Below are 19,447 nucleotides of genomic sequence, written 5' to 3'. Positions count from 1 at the left end.
TTACCAGTTCCATAAGGTGCCGTCCTCCAGGCGCGCGACCGGCAGATAGGCCGGTTCGTACGGATAGCGTGCGGCCAGTTTTTCGTCGAACTCAATGCCCAACCCCGGTTTGTTGCCCGGGTGCATGTAGCCGTCGTTGAAGGTCCAGCTGTGCGGGAACACCTCGAGCATTTGTTCGGAGTAACCCATATATTCCTGCACGCCAAAGTTCGGTACCCACAGATCAAAGTGCAGCGCCGCCGCCATGCAGATAGGCGACAGGTCGGAAGGGCCATGCGAACCGGTACGCACCTGATACAGCGAGGCGAAATCGGCGATGCGGCGCATGCCGGTGATACCGCCTGCGTGGGTGAGGGTGGTGCGGATATAGTCGATCAGCTGTTCTTCAATCAGCTGTTTGCAGTCCCAGATGCTGTTGAAGACTTCGCCGACGGCGATAGGCGTAACGGTATGCTGGCGGATCAACCGGAAGCATTCCTGGTTCTCCGCCGGGGTCGGATCTTCCATCCAGAACAACCGGTACTGTTCAATGCTTTTGCCAAAGCGCGCGGCTTCGATCGGCGTCAACCTGTGGTGCATGTCGTGCAGCAGATGCTCGTCAAAACCGAACCTGTTGCGCACCGCCTCGAACAGCTTGGGGGTGAAATCGAGGTATTTCTCCGTGGACCACAGCTGCTCTTCCGGCCAGTTGCCTTTGGTGGCCGGTTCGTAGGCCAGCCCTTTGCCTTTGGCCATGCCATAAGTGGTTTTCATGCCCGGCACGCCGCACTGGGCGCGAATGGCTTTAAAGCCCAGCTCTTTATGTTTGGCGTAGTCGTCGAGCACTTCGTCGATGGAATGGCCGGTGGTGTGGCAGTAAACCATCACGCCGGTGCGCGATGCGCCGCCCAGCAGCTGATACAGCGGCATATTGGCGGCCTTGCCCTTGATGTCCCACAGCGCCATATCGACGGCGGAGATGGCGGACATGGTGACCGGGCCGCGCCGCCAGTAGGCGCCTTTATAGAAGAATTGCCAGATGTCTTCGATCTGGTGGGCATCGCGGCCGATCAATTGCGGGCAGACATGATCTTTCAGGTAGGAGGCTACCGGCAGTTCGCGGCCATTGAGGGTGGCGTCGCCGATGCCGGTAATGCCGTCGTCGGTGGTGATCTTCAGCGTGACGAAATTCCTGCCTGGGCAAGTGACAAACACCTCTGCGTTAACAATTTTCATAACGTCTACATCCTGTTCCCACGGGTCATTAATAGGGGGAAAATACGCTATGAACTAACTACCATACAAGTATGATTTAAAGGATTTGCCGGGGAAGATCACATTTCATCGCGTAACGTAAATAGAGGGAAGGGAGAAGGGGGGGAACCGGCGGGGGCGCAGCAGGCTGGCTGCGCCCAGGGATCAGAGAAAGGGCGGCCTTAACCCAGCAGCTCGCAGTTGGGCGGCAGGCGGCATTCAATGGCGTTCGGCAGCACTTCGATGCGGAAATGCGTGCCCTTCAGCGGCTCGCCGTCGAGGTTAAAGGTGATCTCGTGCGGCGCATTGATTTCCAGCCAAGGCAGCGCGGCGCTAACCACGTTTTTGTTTTCCTCGCCGTTAACCAGGCTGGCCACCAACGCCGGCAGCAGTTCGTCTGCGATCAGCAGCCGCAGTTGCAGCAGCCCGTCGTTGATTAACGCGTCCGGGCACAGCTGCTGGCCGCCTCCGGCCTGCTTGCCGTTGCCGATGCCAATCACCAGCGCGTCTCCGGACCACTGGAAATCCGGCCCGCGGATCTCGCAGCGGTCGGCCTTCAGCGTATCCATGCGCAGCAGGCCATGAATAAAGTAAGAAACGCCGCCCAGTACGGCCTTTAGTTTTTCCGGCGTTTCGGTGGTGATGCGGGTGCCGAAACCGCCGGTCGCCATGTTGATAAAGTAGCGTTCGTCATTGACCTTCGCCAGATCGATCGGCACCGCACGGCCTTTCGTCGCCAACTGCAGCGCCTGTTCCGGTATCAGCGGAATATTGCAGGCCACGGCGAAGTCATTGGCGGTGCCCAGGGGCAGTATGCCCAGTGCCGGGCGGCTGCCCGCAGGCAGCGCCGTCAGCGCGGCGGCCACTTCGTTGATGGTGCCGTCGCCGCCGCCGGCAATCAGCGTGGCGACCCCCAGTTGGCAAGCTTCCTTCACATAGCGCGCTGCGTCACCCTGTTCCCAGGTAACGCGAACGTGCAGGGTCTGGCCCTCATCCCGCAGCTTCTGCACCGCAAGGCGAACGTCTTCGTTGCCTGCGCCTTTGCCATTAATGATAAGAAGCGCTGACGTGTGTTGACTCATTCCCTCTCTCCCGGCTGACCAATGCTTTGGACTGAAAAAGATAAACTACAAGCGGAGAGCAGACCATCAGAATATTCAGTTAATTCTGATTATCGTCAGCGGGCCAATGATTATTTCTGCATATTTGGCTTAATTTAAGATATAGGTGCGGTATCAGCAGCGAGTTATCGTTAATGGTTTAATTAATCGATGAGGTTGGGTATTTATATGGAAATGCGGATTGGCGTGTTATTAAAATAGATAACGCGACAATTTTAACTGTCGAAAAATATTAGGGTTTCATCTGCGGGTATTTTGACGGCACCAAAGAAAAAGCCAGCCCAAGGGAGATTGGACCGGCTAAGGAGGTGGTTCCTAGTATTGCTATGCAAATATTTTTCATTCTTGGTTTTAAGCAGGCTGATGGTAACCAAGCTGCGCGGTAATTGATGTGATCCAATTCTAATATTTGCTAAAAATCGCCACCTAAGGGTGGCGATGGGTGTTTTTACGCGGCGGGACTCTGGGTGTCCGGTAAATTGCGGATCAGCAATGCGTAATTGAGATCGATATCCTGTGGGATCGGCAAATAAACGATGTGCCCGTTGCCCGGTGCCACGTCGATCGCTTCGCCTTTTTTATTTTGCATGCTCTCCAGGGTAAACAACACGTTACCGCCGGGGGTCATCATCTCCACGCCGTCGCCGATCATAAACTTGTTTTTCACGTCCACTTCCGCCCAGCCGTCGCGCCTTACGCCGGTAAATTCGCCGACGAACTGCTGGCGTTCGGACAGCGAGGAGCCGTAATCGTAATTTTGCTGCGCCTCATGCACGTGGCGGCGCAAGAACCCTTCGGTGTAACCGCGGTGCGCCAAACCTTCCAGCGTGGTCAGCAGCGAGGGATCGAACGGCTTGCCTGCGACCGCATCGTCAATGGCGCGACGGTAAACCTGTGCGGTGCGCGCGCAGTAGTAAAAGGACTTGGTGCGGCCTTCAATTTTCAGCGAATGCACGCCGAGTTGAGTCAGACGCTCTACGTGCTGGATGGCGCGCAGATCTTTCGAGTTCATGATGTAGGTGCCGTGTTCATCTTCAAAGGCGCTCATGTATTCATCCGGCTTTTGCGCTTCGGAGAGCATGAACACCTTGTCGGTCGGCGCGCCAATGCCCAGCGTCGGCTCGACGGTCTGCACCGGGATAGGCTCATGCAGATGCACGATGTTGCCGGTGTCATCCTCTTTGCCTTCTTCCGCCTTGTACTGCCAGCGGCAGGCGTTGGTGCAGGTGCCTTGGTTGGGATCGCGCTTGTTGATGTAACCGGACAGCAGGCAACGGCCTGAGTAGGCCATGCACAGCGCGCCGTGGACGAAGATTTCCAGCTCCATCTCGGGGACCTGGCTGCGGATCTCGGCGATCTCCTCCAGCGACAGCTCACGCGACAGGATCACGCGCGTCAGCCCCATCTGCTGCCAGAACTTCACCGTCGCCCAGTTGACCGCATTGGCCTGCACCGACAGATGAATGTCCATCTGCGGGAAGGCTTCGCGCACCATCATGATCAGGCCGGGATCGGACATGATCAGCGCGTCCGGACCCATATCGATCACCGGTTTAAGATCGCGCAGGAAGGTTTTCAGCTTGGCGTTGTGCGGCGCGATGTTCACCACCACGTAGAACTTCTTGCCCAGCGCGTGGGCTTCGTTGATCCCCTGCGCCAGATTCTCGTGATTGAATTCGTTGTTACGCACCCGCAGGCTGTAACGCGGCTGGCCGGCATAAACCGCATCGGCGCCATAGGCAAAGGCGTAACGCATGTTTTTCAGCGTTCCGGCCGGGGAGAGAAGTTCCGGTGTAAACATAATGAGTCTCGGTCTGATTTCAGGTCAGTATACCTGTGTCTTTCAAACTGCAGCGTTGTTGACCGCAACATGAAAGCCAGTGGGTATAACGCACCACCAAATGGCGCAGTAAAAGCGGGGGATTGTAGCGGCAGAGCGGCAAAAAATCAGCAGTTAACCGGATTTATTACAGGGGGATTGATCCCGGTCATAAGAAAAACGCGCGATGGCGATCATCGCGCGCCGGGTGACGAAGTTACGCGCTTAAATCGCGCACGTCGGTGCTTGGGCCGTTCTTGATCACCGACTGAATGCCGTTTTTCGCGGCAGTTTCAGAACTGTACATTTCACTGACGCCGATCACCTGATGGTTCTTGGCTTTCAGTACAAAGTAAGGTTGATTGCTGGTGCTGTGTTTCAATTCATACTGCGCTTCCTGGGGGGAGTTGGTTTGCACCGAGGCAATGCCATTCTCCGCCGAGGCTTTGCTGGCGTACATCTCACTGCCCAAAATGATTTCGCCATTACTGGCTTTCAGGTTGAAGTGGTATTGCCCATTCTTTGCTTTTTTCAGCTCATAGTGACCGATTGCCATGGTTCCTCTCCTGTGGGTTCCGATAAGTGATGTAAGTGTAGCCAATAGCTTGAAATTGAGCGGCTAATAAACATCCTTTGCGCAGCATAGCTTAAAAAAGACGCAATTTTTTTGCGTTGGCGTTGAATTTCATCAGCAAGGGGCGCCAAAGCACGGGAAGCTAATGGCGATCCCGATGCCCAAATTGCGTAGCTTGCCGCACATTGGATAACGCGGTATTCCGCTGAAGGGCATTGCGCGTTAAGGTTTGCCGCATCGCAAAACAATGCGATTAAAAAACAAGCGAAGCATTTGGATATCGACGCTCAACAGGCATATTCTTGGAAAGGAATTCGTCAAAAGGAGTCAGGGATGGAAAGAAACGCAAAGCAGTTTAGAGACGGCAAAAGCCAGGCTAACCCGGATAATTGGGATTTATTGCTGGCAATGATCGCCAAAACAGAGATGCCCCATGATTTTCTGACGGCTGAGGAACGCCGGCAGGAGGTTGTTGACCGCGACCCTTTTCGGAGCGCAGCCAGTTTACCCTCCTTATAGCCCGTTTATCAGCCGACAAGGTTCGGATTCCCAGCGATAGCCCACGCCGTAGACCGAGCGGATAAACGATTTTTCACCGTCGATCAGCTCCAGCTTGCGCCGCAGGTTTTTGATGTGGCTGTCGATGGTTCGGTCGGTGACTACCCGGTAGTCGTCATACAGATTGTTCAGCAACTGCTCACGCGAGAAGACGTTGCCCGGCTGGCTGGCCAGGGTTTTCAACAGGCGGAATTCCGCCGGGGTGAGGTCCAGCATCTGGCCCTGATAGCTGGCCTGAAAGCGCGGTTCGTCGATATGCAACTGCGTTTCTTCCTGCTGGTTTTCCAGCGGCCGATAGCAGCGGCGTAAAATGGTTTTCACCCGAGCCACCACTTCTCGCGGGCTGTAAGGCTTGCAGATGTAATCGTCCGCGCCAATCTCCAGCCCCAGCAGGCGATCAATCTCCTCAATCTTCGCCGTTACCATCACCACAGGGACATCGGTAAAACGGCGCAGTTCGCGGCATACCGTCAACCCGTCGCTGCCCGGCAGCATTAAATCCAGCAGGATCAGCGCCGGGGAGTGTTCATGCACCGCCGGCACCACCTCGCTGCCGTTGGTCAGCCAGCGGGTGGCGTATCCCGCGGCCTGCAGATAGTCCACCAGCAGTTGGCCCAGCTTGGGTTCGTCTTCAACAATCATGATTTGCAACGGCTGATTCTGGGATTCCATCATGGCGCCTTATTCATTATCGGGGTGGCAAATTCTACTGTAATCCGCACGCCGCCCAAAGGCGAGTGCGCAGCAAAGATCTGGCCGTTGTGGGCTTCCACGATGTTTTGACAGATCGACAACCCCAGGCCGGAACCGCCGCTGGCGCGGTTGCGCGAGCCTTCGGTGCGGTAAAAGCGTTCGAAAATGCGCGCCAGCTGTTCGTCGGTGACGCCCGGCCCGCTGTCCTGCCAGTACAGCCGCAGCCGGCCCGGCAACTGTTCTGCGCCAAGCTCCAACTTACCGCCGGCGTCGGTGTAGCGCAGGCTGTTCTCCAGCAGGTTGTTGAACAACTGATTGAGACGATCGGGATCGCCGAACAGCGGCGCCTGTTCTGGCAGCAGGGTGACGATCTCAAGCCCTTTGGCGCGAAAACGTTCGCGGAAGGTGGCGACCGCAATTTGCAGCAAATGTACGCAGTCGACCGACGATTTACGGTAGGCCAGTGCGCCGAGATCGGACAGCGACAGTTGATGCAGATCGTCCACCAGCTTGGTCAGGGTGGTAACTTCCGCCTGCAGCGAGCTGAGCGACGCCGGCGTCGGCTGGCGCACGCCGTCCTGCAATGCCTCCAGTTCGCCGCGCAGTACCGCCAGCGGGGTGCGCAGCTCGTGCGACACGTCGGCCATAAAAGCGCGCCGCATCTGCTCGTTCTTTTCCAGCGAGGTGGCGAGCTGATTGAAATCCTGCGCCAAGCGGCCGAGCTCATCCTGGCTGTCGACGGTCACGCGGGTGCTGAAATCACCGGCCGCCAGCCGGTGGGTGCCGGCGACCAGCCGTTTGACCGGCGCCAACAGCCCGCGCGACATCAACCAGGTCACCGCCGCCGCCAGCAGCGTGGAGAGTGCGACTATCATCCAACTGGTGCGCTTTTGCTGCTGGTCGAAATTGATGTCGGTATTGCGGGTCAACCGCTCGACCGGCGTAGTGATCACCCAGCCGACGATTTCGTTGTTGTAGCGGATCGGGTGGCGCGGGCCTTCTTTGGGCACCGGGCCGGAATGCCCCACCAGCCGGTTGAATTGATTGTCCACCACCCAAAACTGAGTGCGCCAGCCTTTGGGCGGCAGATTATGGCTGCTGTCGCTGTTTTGTTCGAACGAGCGCATGATCTGGTAAATCACCTGATCGTTATTGCGCAGAAAAACCCAGTTGCCGTGATGACTGTACTGTTCTTCCAGCGCTTCGCTCAGCATGTTGATACGTTGTTCGTTGCTGTGCTTGATGTAGCCGATGAAACCGCGTTCAAAGCTGACGCGCACGCCCCAGTGCATGGTGATCAACACCAGCATGCAAGTGGCGAAGATGGCCAGGAACAGTTTCCCGGTGATGCCTATTCTCATTTTTGTAACCTCGTTGAACCGGTGCCCGGCTCTTTGGTCAGCGTGCGGTTTGGCGCGCTATCCGGTGGCACGCGGGCAAAAGCCAGCGCGGGCAGGGCAATGATTAACGCCATACAGCAGTAGCTGTAAATAAATGCGCTGTGTATCGCCGGGCTGTCGGTGACCACCTGGTGATGGGCAAAGCTGCCAATCAGGATCCCGGCGATGCTGACGCCGAGGCTCATGGACAGCTGCATCACCATCGACAGCAGGCTGTTGCCGCTGCTGGCCAGCCGGTCCGGCAAATCTTTCAGCGTCAGGGTATTCATTGCCGAGAAGCGCAGCGAGTTGACCATGCCCTGGAAGAACAGCACCACCGGCAGCAGCCAGATCCAGCCGATCATCGCCACCAGCGGGAAGCTCAGGCTGATCAACGCCAGCATCAGCGTGGCGGCCACCAGCACGTTACGGTAACCGAAACGGTTAACCACCCGCACCACGATACGCTTCATCCCCATGCTGCCGATAATCATCGGGATCATCATCAGCCCGGCGTGGAACGGGGAAAACCCCATGCCTACCTGCATGAACAGCGGGGTCATAAACGGCAGCATGCCGCTGCCGATGCGGCCCAGCAGGCCGGCGGTCAGCCCCACCTTGTAGGTCTGGGTTCTGAATAGCCGCAGGGAGAACAGCGCCCGGCTGTTACCGCGCGCATGCCACCAGTAGCCTGCCAGCGCCGCAATGCCCATCGCCACCAGCCCGGCGATAGTGGCGATGGACAGCCCCATGCCCTTGTGGCCGTCGAGCGCCAGCGTCAGCGTCGCCATCCCGATCGCCAGCATGATAAAACCGCCGACGTCGAAGCGCCGGGTCTGCATGCGGTAGTTGGGCATCAGCAGCAGCGTGGCGATGGCGCCGACAAGGCCGACCGGGATATTGATCAGGAAAATCCAGTGCCAGCTGGCGTACTGCACCAAAAAGCCGCCCAGCGCCGGCCCCATCAGCGGGCCGATTTGGCCGGGCAGGGTGACGAAGGTCATCGCCGCCATATATTGCTCGCGCGGCACGATCTTCATCACCGTCAGGCGGCCGACCGGCACCATCATCGCGCCGCCGATGCCCTGGATCACCCGCGAGGCGATCAGCTCATTCAGGGTCTCCGAGCGGGCGCACAGGATCGAGCCCAGGGTGAACAGCACTATGGCGCTGAAGAACACCCGCTGCACCCCGACCCGGTCCGCCAGCCAGCCGCTGGCGGGCAGCATCACGGCTACCGTCAGCACGTAGGAGACGATCACCGACTGCATGCGCAGCGGGTTCTCCCCCAGGCTGACGGCCATCGACGGCAGGGCGGTGTTGACGATGGTGGTGTCCAGCGTCTGCATAAAGAAGCCGAACGCCACGATCCAGAGTTGCCACTGTACTGAGGCGGTGCGTTTTATGATCATCAGTCAACCGGGTTAATCATTAGTGAGGCAGCGGATCCAATTTCTTGCCGCGCCGGAACTTCATCTGCAGCCGGTCAAAATACAGATACACCACCGGCGTGGTGTACAGCGTCAGCAACTGGCTCATGATCAGACCGCCGGCGATGGTGATGCCGAGCGGCTGGCGCAGCTCCGCGCCGTCGCCGCTGGTCAGCACCAGCGGCAATGCGCCGAACAGCGCCGCCAGCGTGGTCATCATGATTGGCCGAAAACGCAGCAGACAGGCCTGGAAAATGGCTTCTCGTGCGCCGATGCCGCCGTTGCGCTGCGCATCGAGGGCGAAGTCGACCATCATGATGGCGTTCTTCTTCACGATGCCGATCAACAGCATAATGCCGATCAACGCGATCAGGCTGAAGGGGGCGCCGAACAGCTCCAGCGCCAGCAACGCGCCGACCCCGGCGGAAGGCAGGGTCGACAAAATCGTCAGCGGATGAATATAGCTCTCGTAGAGCACGCCGAGCACGATATACACCGTGGCGATCGCGGCGGCGATCAGGAACAGCTGGGATTTCAGCGTGTCCTGGAATACCTGCGCGGTTCCGGCAAAGGCGCCGCGCACCGTGGACGGCACACCGAGCGCCGTTATGGTGCGTTCCACCGCGGCGGTGGCGTCTGACAAGCTGCCGCCGTCCGGCAGGTTAAAGGAGATGGTCGAGGCCGCCGACAGCCCCTGATGGTTGACCGACAGCGGCGCATTGGCCGGCTGCCAGCGGGCGAAATAGGCCAGCGGGATCGCCTTGCCGTCTTTGTTTATCACGAACATCTTGTCCAGCGAGCTGACGTCCTGGGTATAGGGCGGCGCCACTTCCATCACCACCTTGTACTGATTGAGCGGCTGATAGATGGTGGAAATCTGCCGCTGGCCGAAGGCGTTGTTCAGCAGGGCGTTGGCGTCGGAGACCGAAATGCCGAGCCGTGCCATGGTTTCACGGTCGTAGATCAGATCCATCTCCGAGCCTTTGTCCTGTTGGTCGGAGTTGACGTCCGCCAGCTCCGGCAGCGCGGCCAGCGCGGTACGGATCTTCGGCTCCCATTCGCGCAGCGCGGCGAGATCGTCTGCCAGCAGCGTGTACTGGTAGCTGGCGTTGGATTGCCGGCCGCCGACGCGGATGTCCTGCACCGCCATCAGGAACAGGCTGGCCCCCGGCTCTTTCGCCAGCCGGGCGCGCAGCCGGGCGATCACCTTCTGCGCGTCATCGCTGCGCACCGAAAGCGGCTTCAGCGAGATAAACATCGACCCGCTGTTGGTGCGCGAACCGCCGGTAAAACCGGTGACGTTTTCCACGTCCTTGTCTTCGCGCACGATCTTCATGAAGTCTTCCAGTTTGACGCGCATCGCCTGGAAGGAAATGCTCTGGTCGGCCTGGATAAAGCCCATCAGGCGGCCGGTATCCTGTTCCGGGAAGAAGGTTTTCGGGATGCTGACATACAGCCAGACGTTGAGCGCGATGGTGGCGAAAAATATCGCCAGCACCCAGCGCGAGTGGCCGAGCACCCAGTTCAACGAGCGGCCGTAGCCCTGTTGCAAGGCCAGCAACATTTTGCCGAAGCCGCGAATGCGCCGCTGCGCGCGCGCCGGCTGGTGGCGCAGCAGGTAGGCGCACATCATTGGCGTCAGCGTCAGCGAGACGATCAGCGACAGCCCGATCGACACCGACAGGGTGACGGCGAACTCGCGAAACAGCCGCCCGGGCAGGCCGTCCATCAGCAGCAACGGGATAAACACCGCCACCAGCGACACGCTCATCGACAGCACGGTAAAGCCGACCTCCCGCACCCCTTGCAGCGCGGCGTTGAGCGGTTTCATGCCGGCCTCGACGTGGCGCGAGATATTCTCCAGCACCACGATGGCGTCATCGACCACAAAACCGGTGGCGATGGTCAGCGCCATCAACGACAGGTTATTCAGGCTGAAGCCGCACAGGTACATGGCGGCGAAGGAGCCGATCAGCGACACCGGCACCGCGACCGCCGGGATCAGCGTGGCGCGGCCGGAGCGCAGGAAGATGAACACCACCAGGATCACCAGGCCGATGGCGATCACCAGCGACTGCTCCACTTCCGCCAGCGAGGCGCGAATGGTCGGCGAACGGTCCTGAGCGATATTCAGCTGGATTGACGCCGGGATACTGTCCTGCAACGTCGGCAACTCGGCGCGAATGCGATCGACGGTTTCAATGATGTTGGCGTCCGGCGCACGGCTGATCGCCAAAATAATCGCCGGTTTGGCATTGGTCATGCCGGCGTTGCGTACGTCCTGTACCGAGTCTTTGACCTCGGCCACATCCCCCAGCCGCACTGCCGAGCCGTTGTTGTAGTGGATAATCAACGGCCGATAGGCGTCGGCGGTTTTCAGCTCGTCATTGGCCTGGATCTGCCAGCGCTGCTGCGGGCTTTCCACCGATCCCTGTGGCCTGCGCACGTTGGCGCCGCTGATGGCCTGGCGCACGGCGTCCAGCGATACGCCCTGGTTGAACAGGGCGGTCGGGTTCAACTCCACCCGCACCGCAGGCAGCGAACTGCCGCCGACCGAGACGTCGCCCACGCCTTCGGTCTGGGCGATTTTCTGTGCCAGCTTTGTGGAGGCAAAGTCGTACAGTTGGCCCTGGCTGTAAGTCTCCGACGTCAGCGTCAGGATCATGATCGGCGCGTCGGACGGGTTGACCTTACGGTAACTCGGGCGGTTCGGCATGCCGGTGGGCAGCAGGCTTTGCGCGGCGTTGATCGCCGCCTGCACGTCGCGGGCGGCGCCGTTGATATCGCGATTGAGATCGAACTGCAAGATCACCCGCGTGCTGCCCAGCGAACTCATCGAGGTCATCTCATTGACCCCGGCAATCCGCCCCAACGCACGCTCCAGCGGTGTCGCCACCGACGAGGCCATGGTTTCCGGATCGGCGCCCGGCAGTGAGGCGCTGATCGAAATCACCGGGTAATCGACCTGCGGCAGCGGCGAGACCGGCAACAGGCTAAAGCCAATCACACCGCTGATGGCTATCGCCAGCGTCAGCAGCGTGGTGGCGACCGGCCGGTAGATGAACAGGGCGAAGAATTTCACGGCAACTCCTGCGCATCGGGCTGGCGACGGGTATTGCGCGCCAGTTTGTCAAACAGCAGGTAGATCACCGGCGTGGTGAACAGCGTCAGGATCTGGCTCATCACCAGCCCGCCGACCATACAAACCCCGAGCGGGTGACGCAGCTCAGCGCCGGCGCCGGTGCTGAGCATCAGCGGCAGCGCGCCAAGCAATGCCGCCAGCGTGGTCATCAGGATCGGCCGGAAACGCAGCAGGCAGGCCTGATAAATCGCGTCGTACGGCGTCATGCCCTGCTCACGTTCGGCGGCCAGCGCGAAGTCGATCATCATGATGGCATTTTTCTTCACGATACCGATCAGCAAGATGATGCCGATAATGGCAATCACGTCCAGCTCGCTGCCGGCCATCATCAGCGCCAGCAGCGCGCCGACCCCGGCGGTCGGCAGGGTGGAGAGAATGGTCACCGGATGAATAAAGCTCTCGTACAGTATGCCCAGCACGATATACATCGCCACTACCGCCGCCAGGATCAGCCACAGCGTGCTGCCCAGCGCCGCCTGGAACGCCAGCGTTGCGCCCTGGAACTGGGTGGTGATGTCTTTCGGCATGTTGAGGTTTTTTTCCGCCAGGCTAATGGCGTCCACCGCTTCGCCCAGCGAATGGTTACCCGCCACGTTAAACGAGATGGTTGCCGCCGGGAATTGATCGAGATGGTTGACCGACAGCGGCCCGAAGCGCTCTTCGATTTTGGCGAGAGTGCTCAGCGGCACCGTGGTGCCGTTGCTGCTGGTCAGGCGGATATCGTTCAGCGCCGCCAGCCCCGGCGTGGTGCTGACATCGTGCTCCAGCACCACGCGATACTGGTTGGCCTGGGTGTAAATGGTGGAGATAAGCCGCTGGCCGAAGGCGTTGTACAGTGCGTTATCCACGTCGCTCATGCTGATGCCAAGGCGCGAGGCCGAATCGCGATCGACATTCACGTAAGCCACCAGCCCCTGATCCTGCCAGTTGCTGGTTACGTCCGCCAACTGCGGCGTCTGCTTGAGTTCGGCCATCAACTGCGGCACCCACAGGCTGAGATCGTCCAGCGACATCGCCTGCAACGTAAACTGGTATTGCGTGCGGCTGACCTGGGTGTCGATGGTCAGATCCTGCACCGGTTGCAGATACAGCTTCACGCCGGGGAACTGCGCGCTCTGCTGTTGCAGACGGGCGATGATCGCCGGAATGCGTTCACTGCGCTCGCTCAGCGGTTTAAGGTTGATCTGCAAACGGCCGCTGTTGAGCGTGGCGTTGTTGCCATCGACGCCGACGAACGATGTCAGGCTTTCCACCGCCGGGTCTTTGAGGATTTCCGCCGCGACCTGCTGTTGGCGTTCGGCCATATTGCTGAACGACACCGTCTGCGGCGCTTCCACCGTGCCCTGAATGATGCCGTTGTCCTGCAACGGGAAGAAGCCTTTCGGGATCAGCAGATACAGCAGCACCGTCAGCACCAGAGTGCTCAGCGCCACCCCGAGCGTCAGCCACGGGTGGTTCAACACGATTTTCAGCCACTTGCCGTACTGCGCAATCACCCGGTCAAAGAAGCGTTCGGAGGCGGCGGAAAAGCGGTTCTGCTTGCGCAGCGATTCGTGGCTCAGCATGCGTGCGCACATCATCGGCGTCAGCGTCAGCGACACCACGGCGGAAATCAGGATCGCCACCGCCAGCGTCACGGCGAACTCGCGGAACAGCCGGCCAACGATATCGCCCATAAACAACAGCGGAATCAATACCGCCACCAGCGAGAAGGTCAGCGAGATGATGGTGAAGCCGATTTCGCCGGCGCCTTTCAGCGCCGCGTCGAGCGGTTTTTCACCCTTTTCGATATAGCGCGAGATATTTTCGATCACCACGATGGCGTCATCGACCACAAAACCGGTGGCGATGGTCAGCGCCATCAGCGTCAGGTTATTGATCGAGAAATCGAGAAAATACATGGCGGCAAAGGTGCCGACCAGCGACAGCGGTACCGCGACGCTCGGAATAATGGTGGCCGGCACGTTGCGCAGGAACACGTAAATCACCATCACCACCAGCGCGACCGCCAGCAACAATTCAAACTGCACGTCGTTGACCGAAGCGCGAATGGTGGTGGTGCGATCGGTCAGTACCTTGACGTCCACAGACTTCGGCAGGCTTTTTATCAGCTGCGGCAACATTTCGCGAATGCTGTCGGCGGTGGTGATCACGTTCACGCCCGGCTGGCGTTGAATGTTCAGCACTATTGCCGGCTGTTTGTTGGCCCAGGCGGCCAGGCGGGTATTTTCCGCCCCCTGCTCGATGGTGGCGATATCCTGCAACCGAATTGCCGCGCCGTTTTGGTAGGCGACAATCAGTTGGCGGTAGTCGTCGGCGGATTTCATCTGATCGTTGGCGGAAAGCGTCACCGAGCGCGTCGGCCCGTCCAAGCTGCCTTTGGCGGAGTTGACGTTAGCGTTGCCGATGGCGGTGCGGATGGTTTCGCTGTCCAGACCGTAGGCGGCTACCGCCGCAGCGTTGAGCTTCACGCGCACCGCCGGCCGCTGGCCGCCGGAGAGGGTAACCAGGCCCACGCCGGTCACCTGGGAAATTTTTTGCGCGACACGGGTTTCCACCATGTCTTCCACCTGGGTCATCGGCATGGCGGTCGAGGTGACGGCCAGCGTCATGATCGGCGGATCCGCAGGGTTGACCTTGCTGTAAATCGGCGGGTAGGGCAGATCGCTCGGCAGCAGGTTGGTGGCGGAGTTGATCGCCGCCTGCACTTCCTGCTCGGCGACGTCGAGCGGCAGCTCGAGCTGGAATTGCAGCGTGACCACCGACGCGCCGCCGGAGCTTTGCGACGCCATTTGTTTCAGGCCGGACATCTGGCCAAACTGGCGCTCGAGCGGGGCGGTAATGGCCGAGGTGACCACGTCCGGGCTGGCGCCGGGATACAGCGTGACCACCTGAATGGTCGGGTAATCCACCTCCGGCAGGGCGGAAACCGGCAGGGAGCGGTAGCCGATAATCCCCGCCAGCAAAATAGCCACCATCAACAGCGTGGTGGCGACCGGGCGCAGAATAAACAGGCGGGAGGGGCCGCCGGCGTTAGGCGGCATCGCCTGCATCAGGATTTCCTCTGTGCGAGCGGCTTGCTGCCCGGCGTGGCTGCCGCCGGGGTGGCCTGCGGTGTCACCACTTCAACCTGCATGCCTTCGGTCAGGCGATCGATGCCGTCGGTCACTACCCGGTCACCGGCGTTCAGGCCGGCGCTGATGACCACTTGTCGGCTGTCCTGCACGCCGGTGGTTACGCGGTGCTTGCTGACCTTGTTGTCTTCGCTCAGGGTCCAGACGAAGTTGCCTTCGTTGCCCATCTGCAACGCGGCGGTCGGGATGACAATCGCGTTATGCAGAGTAGCCACCTTCAACCGGGCGTTGACGAACTGGTTCGGGAACAGCGCATCGTCTTCATTGGTGAAACGCGCCTTCAGCTTGATGGTGCCGGTCGTGGTGTCAATCTGGTTGTCCAGACTCAGCAGCGAACCGGTCGCCAGTTGAGTCTGGTTGGTGCGGTCCCAGGCTTCGACGCTGACCGGACCGGCTTTTTGCGCCTTGAGCAAATCGCTGATATTGCCTTCCGGCAGGGTGAACACCACGTCGATAGGGTGGGTCTGGGTGATCACCACGATGCCGGTGGTGCTGCCGCTGGTGATGTAGTTGCCGACGTCGACCAGCTTCAGGCCGACGCGGCCGTCAATCGGCGCGGTGATGCGGCTGTAGGTGATTTGCAGTTTGGCGCTGTCGACTGAGCCCTGATCGGCTTTGATCGCGCCTTCGGTTTGTTGCACCAGCGAGAGCTGGGTATCCAGATCCTGACGTGAAACCAGGTTGGTTTTCGCCAGTTGCTGGTAGCGCGCCAGATCCCGACGCGCATTGGCGAGTGTCGCCTGATCTTTTGCCAATTGCCCCAACGCCTGCGTCAGTTGCACTTCAAACGGACGCGGGTCGATTTCGACCAGCAAATCGCCGGCTTTGACCTGCTGGCCTTCGGTAAAGTGGACGGCCATCAGTTGGCCGTCGACCCGGCTGGTGACGGTAACGGTATTGGCGGCGGTGGCGGTGCCCAACCCGGAAAGATAGCGCGGTACCGTCTGTTCGGTGGCGGTGGCCGCCTGTACCGGCGACATCGGCGCGCCGCGTCGGCCACCCGCTGCGGCTTTGCCGCCACCGGCGTGAGGTGCGGCAGAGGCCGTATCTGATGCGGGAACCGCAGTATTGAAGTGACGCCAAATCAGAACGGCGGCAATGACCACTATCACCACAACCAGCAGGCGCGGCAGCAGTGAACGACGTTGGGTTTTTGCATTCATGGTGGCGAAAATTCTCTCCAAAAGGCAGGGGTGCGGGCATTCATTGCCACAAAAGTTACACTCCTTACAGAATACTAGTTTAGCCAGTAAAGACGGCATAAAAATGAAGGAAATATGGAGGAAGCGTCAGCATTATCTGAATATATCCGTCATCTTTCAAACCGCAGCGTTGTTGGCTGCACGCACTCACCCCAATCACTTACCTAAGTAAGCTCATGGGGACTAATGAGCCTCATCCCTGAGGCCCACCCTTCGGGCAGCACAAGTGCTGTTCAAATCGGTTCCCGACCGATTTGTCCTGCGCTTGCCGCCTGGCTGCAATTTGAAAGCTATAGGATATAAATTGACTATGTTTATAAGTGAGTTATTCCGGCTTATAGCCAATGCGTTTTAACGATTTCTTGATTCTGCGCTAATAATTACCCTGCAAATTATTTATCCCATGGAGCATGCAATGAGCAAAAGAGAATTGGGCCGTTCGGGCATTCAGGTGCCGGCATTGACCTTCGGCGGTAATGTGTTTGGCTGGACGGCGGATCGCGAGACGTCATTCAGCCTGTTGGACGCGCTGGTGGAAAACCAGCTCAATTTCATCGATACCGCCGACGTCTATTCGAGCTGGGCGCCGGGTAATCAGGGTGGGGAGTCCGAGGCCACGATTGGCGAGTGGCTGAAAAAAAGCGGTAAGCGCGACCAGGTGATTATCGCCACCAAGGTGGGCAAGCCGATGGGCGAAGGCAAACAGGGGCTGTCGCCGCGCTACATCCGGCAGGCGGTGGAAGACTCGTTGCGCCGCCTGCAGACCGACTATATCGATCTCTATCAATCGCACGACGATGACCGGGACACGCCGCTGGCGGAAACCCTGGCCGCGTTCGATGCGCTGATCAAGGCCGGTAAGGTGCGGGCGATAGGCGCTTCCAACTATCAGGCCGATCGCCTGGAAGAGGCGCTGAAAGTGAGTGAGCAGGAAGGGCTGGCGCGTTACGAAACCCTGCAACCGGAATACAACCTGTACGCGCGCGAAGGGTTCGAAAAAGAGCTGGCGGCGGTGACGCAACGCCATGGCCTGGGGGTGATCAACTTCTTCTCGCTGGCCAGCGGCTTCCTGACCGGCAAATACCGCAGTGCGCAGGATGAGGGCAAAAGCCAGCGCGGGGACCGTATTGTGGCGCAATATCTCAACCCGCGCGGTTTCCGCATTTTGGCCGCGTTGGATCGGGTGGCGGAAAAACACCGCACTTCGCCGACGCAAGTCTCGCTGGCCTGGTTGATCGCCCGGCCGGGCATCACTGCGCCAATCGTCAGCGCCACGTCGTTAAAGCAGCTGGATGAGCTGATCGCCGCTACCCGGCTGCAACTGGATGCCGATGATATTAAGGTGCTAAACGAAGCCAGCGCCGGGTAATAGGGATTACTGGACGGTAATTTTGCTCTATCCTGAATGGGTCAATGTGATCCATTCAGGGAGCAGTAATGCAAAGCGATATTATCAACGATCTTGCCGCGCTGGAGCAGCTGTACGGCAAACCCGCCGCGCCGTCGATATTTAAAGAAGTCAGTTACATTCATCCGGTCTACCGCCCCTTTATCGAAGCTGCACCTTTTGCCGCGTTGTCCACCGTTGGACCTGATGGGATGGACGTTTCCCCACGCGGCGATCCGCCCGGTTTCATTCATATCGAAGATGAGAAAACCCTGCTGCTGCCGGACCGGCGCGGTAACAACCGTATCGACAGCCTGCGCAATATCTTGCACGACAACCGGGTGGCGCTGCTGTTGCTGATCCCAGGTATCGGCGAAACGCTGCGGATTAACGGCCGTGCGGAGATTGTTGTGGCGCAAGAGGTGCTGCAGCGCTTCGCCCACCGCAAAATGCTGCCGCGTTCGGTGCTGCGCATTCATGTGGAGGCGGTGTTTTTCCAGTGCAGCCGGGCGATATTGCGCTCAGGGCTGTGGGACGAAGCCAGCCACCTTGAGCGTTCGGCACTGCCCAGCACCGGCAACATTCTGGCCGAAGTGAGTAAAACGCAGTTTGACGGCGACGAGTACGACAGCGCACTGCCGCAGCGGCTGCGGGATACGCTGTATTAGCGCGGCGTGGCGCTTAACAACGCCAGCAGCCGGGCGAGGCAGCTTTCCACCGGCTGGCCGGCGGTATCGATGCGGGCCACCGGCGTGGCCCAAGGCGTATAGTCATGATCGATAACGCTCTGCCAACCGGGGAGTTTCAGCCCGGCGATATCCCCGTCGCGGGTTTCCACTCGGCGGCGGTGTTCGGCGCTGTCGGAACAGTAGACTTCAATATCAAAGCAAGTGGTGCCGGCGCGTTGCGCCACGCCATGCCAGGCGGCCCGCGTCACCGGCAGCGGGTTGACCGAGTCGGCAATCACCCGGTGGCCCAAACGCAGGTTGTCTTCGGCCACGCCATAAGCGGCAAAGTAACCGGCCGGCCCAATGTCGCCCGCCAGCATGCCGCTGTTGCGGATCGCCTGTTCAAGAGTGTCTATGCGCAGATGAATCGCCGGTAGCCTGGCCGCCAGCGCTCGCGCCAGTGTGGTTTTACCGCTGCCCGGCAGCCCGGAAAAAACGATCAGCATTGCTGTGCCCGCCATTGTTGCTGTCCCAGCCGATACACTACATGGTTTTGCAGCGGATGGCCCTGCGGCAAGCGCGGGTGCAGGAAACTTTCGCCGTTGAACGCCATGCCGATACGCGCCATTACCCGACGCGAAGGCTGATTGACGGCGGCGGTAAAAGACACCACTTCATCCAGTTGCAGCGAATTAAAGGCGGTAGCCAGTACCGCCCTGGCCGCTTCGCTGGCGTAGCCGTTGCCCCAATGGGAGGCCGCCAACCGCCAGCCGATTTCCACGCAGGGGGAACAGGGCAGATCGTCCGCCCGCCTCGCCAGCCCGACAAAGCCGATAAAAGGCGCGCCGCCTTTCACTTCCACTGCCCAAAAGCCCCAGCCGTGCAGGCGCATGAACCGGCGGATGTTGTCGGCCTGCGCATCGCTTTGATCGGCTGTCATCACCGAGGGGAAATACCGCATGACTTGCGGATCGGCGTTGAGGGCGGCAAAGGCCGGCAGGTCTTCGTCGCGCCAGGCGCGCAACCGCAGCCGAGCGCTTTCAGGGGAGAGTATTTCAGACATCACTGGCCTCCAATGACCGGGGCGCGGCAGGCCGCGCCCACGGG

General features: G+C 59.7%; 15 protein-coding genes. 3 read left to right on the top strand and 12 right to left on the bottom strand.

Annotated features, from left to right (window positions below):
- The 4 genes from manD to ACUTQW_RS19755 all read right to left on the bottom strand — a co-directional run bounded on the left by manD (position 1) and on the right by ACUTQW_RS19755 (position 4,729).
- The gene (manD, locus tag ACUTQW_RS19770) at positions 1 to 1,215 is read right to left on the bottom strand and encodes a D-mannonate dehydratase ManD (RefSeq protein WP_006327237.1); all 1,215 of its coding nucleotides are present in this window, start codon (positions 1,213 to 1,215) and stop codon (positions 1 to 3) included.
- A 200-nt stretch (positions 1,216 to 1,415) separates the two neighbouring features.
- Positions 1,416 to 2,315 (bottom strand): lipid kinase YegS, encoded by a 900-nt coding sequence (gene yegS, locus ACUTQW_RS19765; RefSeq protein ID WP_006327236.1) that lies wholly within the window; start codon positions 2,313 to 2,315, stop codon positions 1,416 to 1,418.
- Between the two features lie 487 nt (positions 2,316 to 2,802).
- Complete coding sequence (gene trhP, locus ACUTQW_RS19760) at positions 2,803 to 4,155, bottom strand: prephenate-dependent tRNA uridine(34) hydroxylase TrhP (protein WP_004951966.1); 1,353 nt, start codon at positions 4,153 to 4,155, stop codon at positions 2,803 to 2,805.
- Positions 4,156 to 4,390: 235 nt separating this feature from the next.
- A complete protein-coding gene (locus ACUTQW_RS19755) occupies positions 4,391 to 4,729 on the bottom strand; it encodes a YegP family protein (protein ID WP_004951963.1) in 339 nt (112 codons plus the stop codon).
- 351 nt (positions 4,730 to 5,080) lie between these two features.
- On the opposite strand from ACUTQW_RS19755, the gene ACUTQW_RS19750 reads away from it, so the two are divergent.
- Positions 5,081 to 5,266 (top strand): hypothetical protein, encoded by a 186-nt coding sequence (locus ACUTQW_RS19750; RefSeq protein ID WP_064799088.1) that lies wholly within the window; start codon positions 5,081 to 5,083, stop codon positions 5,264 to 5,266.
- Here the strand turns inward: ACUTQW_RS19750 and baeR are convergent.
- Genes baeR through ACUTQW_RS19720 form a run of 6 tightly spaced genes read right to left on the bottom strand, consistent with a single transcriptional unit; the run spans position 5,261 to position 16,246 of the window.
- Positions 5,261 to 5,977, bottom strand: a complete 717-nt coding sequence (gene baeR / locus ACUTQW_RS19745) for a two-component system response regulator BaeR (protein WP_004951961.1) — start codon at positions 5,975 to 5,977, stop codon at positions 5,261 to 5,263. The genes ACUTQW_RS19750 and baeR overlap by 6 nt on opposite strands.
- Positions 5,977 to 7,359 (bottom strand): two-component system sensor histidine kinase BaeS, encoded by a 1,383-nt coding sequence (gene baeS, locus ACUTQW_RS19740; RefSeq protein ID WP_006327233.1) that lies wholly within the window; start codon positions 7,357 to 7,359, stop codon positions 5,977 to 5,979. Before baeS ends, baeR begins: the two co-directional genes overlap by 1 nt.
- Entirely contained in the window at positions 7,356 to 8,789 is a 1,434-nt protein-coding gene (locus tag ACUTQW_RS19735) for an MFS transporter (RefSeq protein WP_006327232.1), read from the bottom strand. The genes baeS and ACUTQW_RS19735 overlap by 4 nt, the downstream gene beginning before the upstream one ends.
- Positions 8,790 to 8,808: 19 nt before the next feature.
- Entirely contained in the window at positions 8,809 to 11,889 is a 3,081-nt protein-coding gene (gene mdtC / locus ACUTQW_RS19730) for a multidrug efflux RND transporter permease subunit MdtC (RefSeq protein WP_064799087.1), read from the bottom strand.
- Positions 11,886 to 15,002 (bottom strand): MdtB/MuxB family multidrug efflux RND transporter permease subunit, encoded by a 3,117-nt coding sequence (locus tag ACUTQW_RS19725; RefSeq protein ID WP_445654941.1) that lies wholly within the window; start codon positions 15,000 to 15,002, stop codon positions 11,886 to 11,888. The genes mdtC and ACUTQW_RS19725 overlap by 4 nt, the downstream gene beginning before the upstream one ends.
- Positions 15,002 to 16,246: an MdtA/MuxA family multidrug efflux RND transporter periplasmic adaptor subunit gene (locus tag ACUTQW_RS19720; protein ID WP_006327229.1), complete on the bottom strand. Its 1,245-nt coding sequence runs from the start codon at positions 16,244 to 16,246 to the stop codon at positions 15,002 to 15,004. The genes ACUTQW_RS19725 and ACUTQW_RS19720 overlap by 1 nt, the downstream gene beginning before the upstream one ends.
- 454 nt (positions 16,247 to 16,700) lie before the next feature.
- On the opposite strand from ACUTQW_RS19720, the gene ACUTQW_RS19715 reads away from it, so the two are divergent.
- Both ACUTQW_RS19715 and ACUTQW_RS19710 read left to right on the top strand, forming a co-directional pair.
- On the top strand, positions 16,701 to 17,654 hold the full coding sequence (locus tag ACUTQW_RS19715; protein WP_004951950.1) for an aldo/keto reductase: 954 nt from the start codon (positions 16,701 to 16,703) through the stop codon (positions 17,652 to 17,654).
- 68 nt (positions 17,655 to 17,722) lie between these two features.
- Positions 17,723 to 18,340 (top strand): pyridoxamine 5'-phosphate oxidase family protein, encoded by a 618-nt coding sequence (locus tag ACUTQW_RS19710; protein WP_004951944.1) that lies wholly within the window; start codon positions 17,723 to 17,725, stop codon positions 18,338 to 18,340.
- Here ACUTQW_RS19710 and ACUTQW_RS19705 read toward each other — a convergent pair.
- Together ACUTQW_RS19705 and ACUTQW_RS19700 are read right to left on the bottom strand one after the other, a co-directional pair.
- Positions 18,337 to 18,846 (bottom strand): AAA family ATPase, encoded by a 510-nt coding sequence (locus ACUTQW_RS19705; RefSeq protein ID WP_006327228.1) that lies wholly within the window; start codon positions 18,844 to 18,846, stop codon positions 18,337 to 18,339. The two genes, ACUTQW_RS19710 and ACUTQW_RS19705, sit on opposite strands and share 4 nt — an antisense overlap.
- Positions 18,840 to 19,403 carry a GNAT family N-acetyltransferase gene (locus ACUTQW_RS19700; RefSeq protein ID WP_006327227.1) on the bottom strand — a complete coding sequence of 188 codons (564 nt, stop codon included), beginning with the start codon at positions 19,401 to 19,403 and terminating at the stop codon, positions 18,840 to 18,842. The genes ACUTQW_RS19705 and ACUTQW_RS19700 overlap by 7 nt, the downstream gene beginning before the upstream one ends.
- Positions 19,404 to 19,447 lie beyond the last annotated feature (44 nt).

The sequence above is a fragment of the Serratia sp. TSA_7 genome (genome assembly GCF_052692135.1).
Note: the sequence above shows the minus strand (reverse complement) of the source record. Positions and strands in the feature narration are given on the sequence as shown.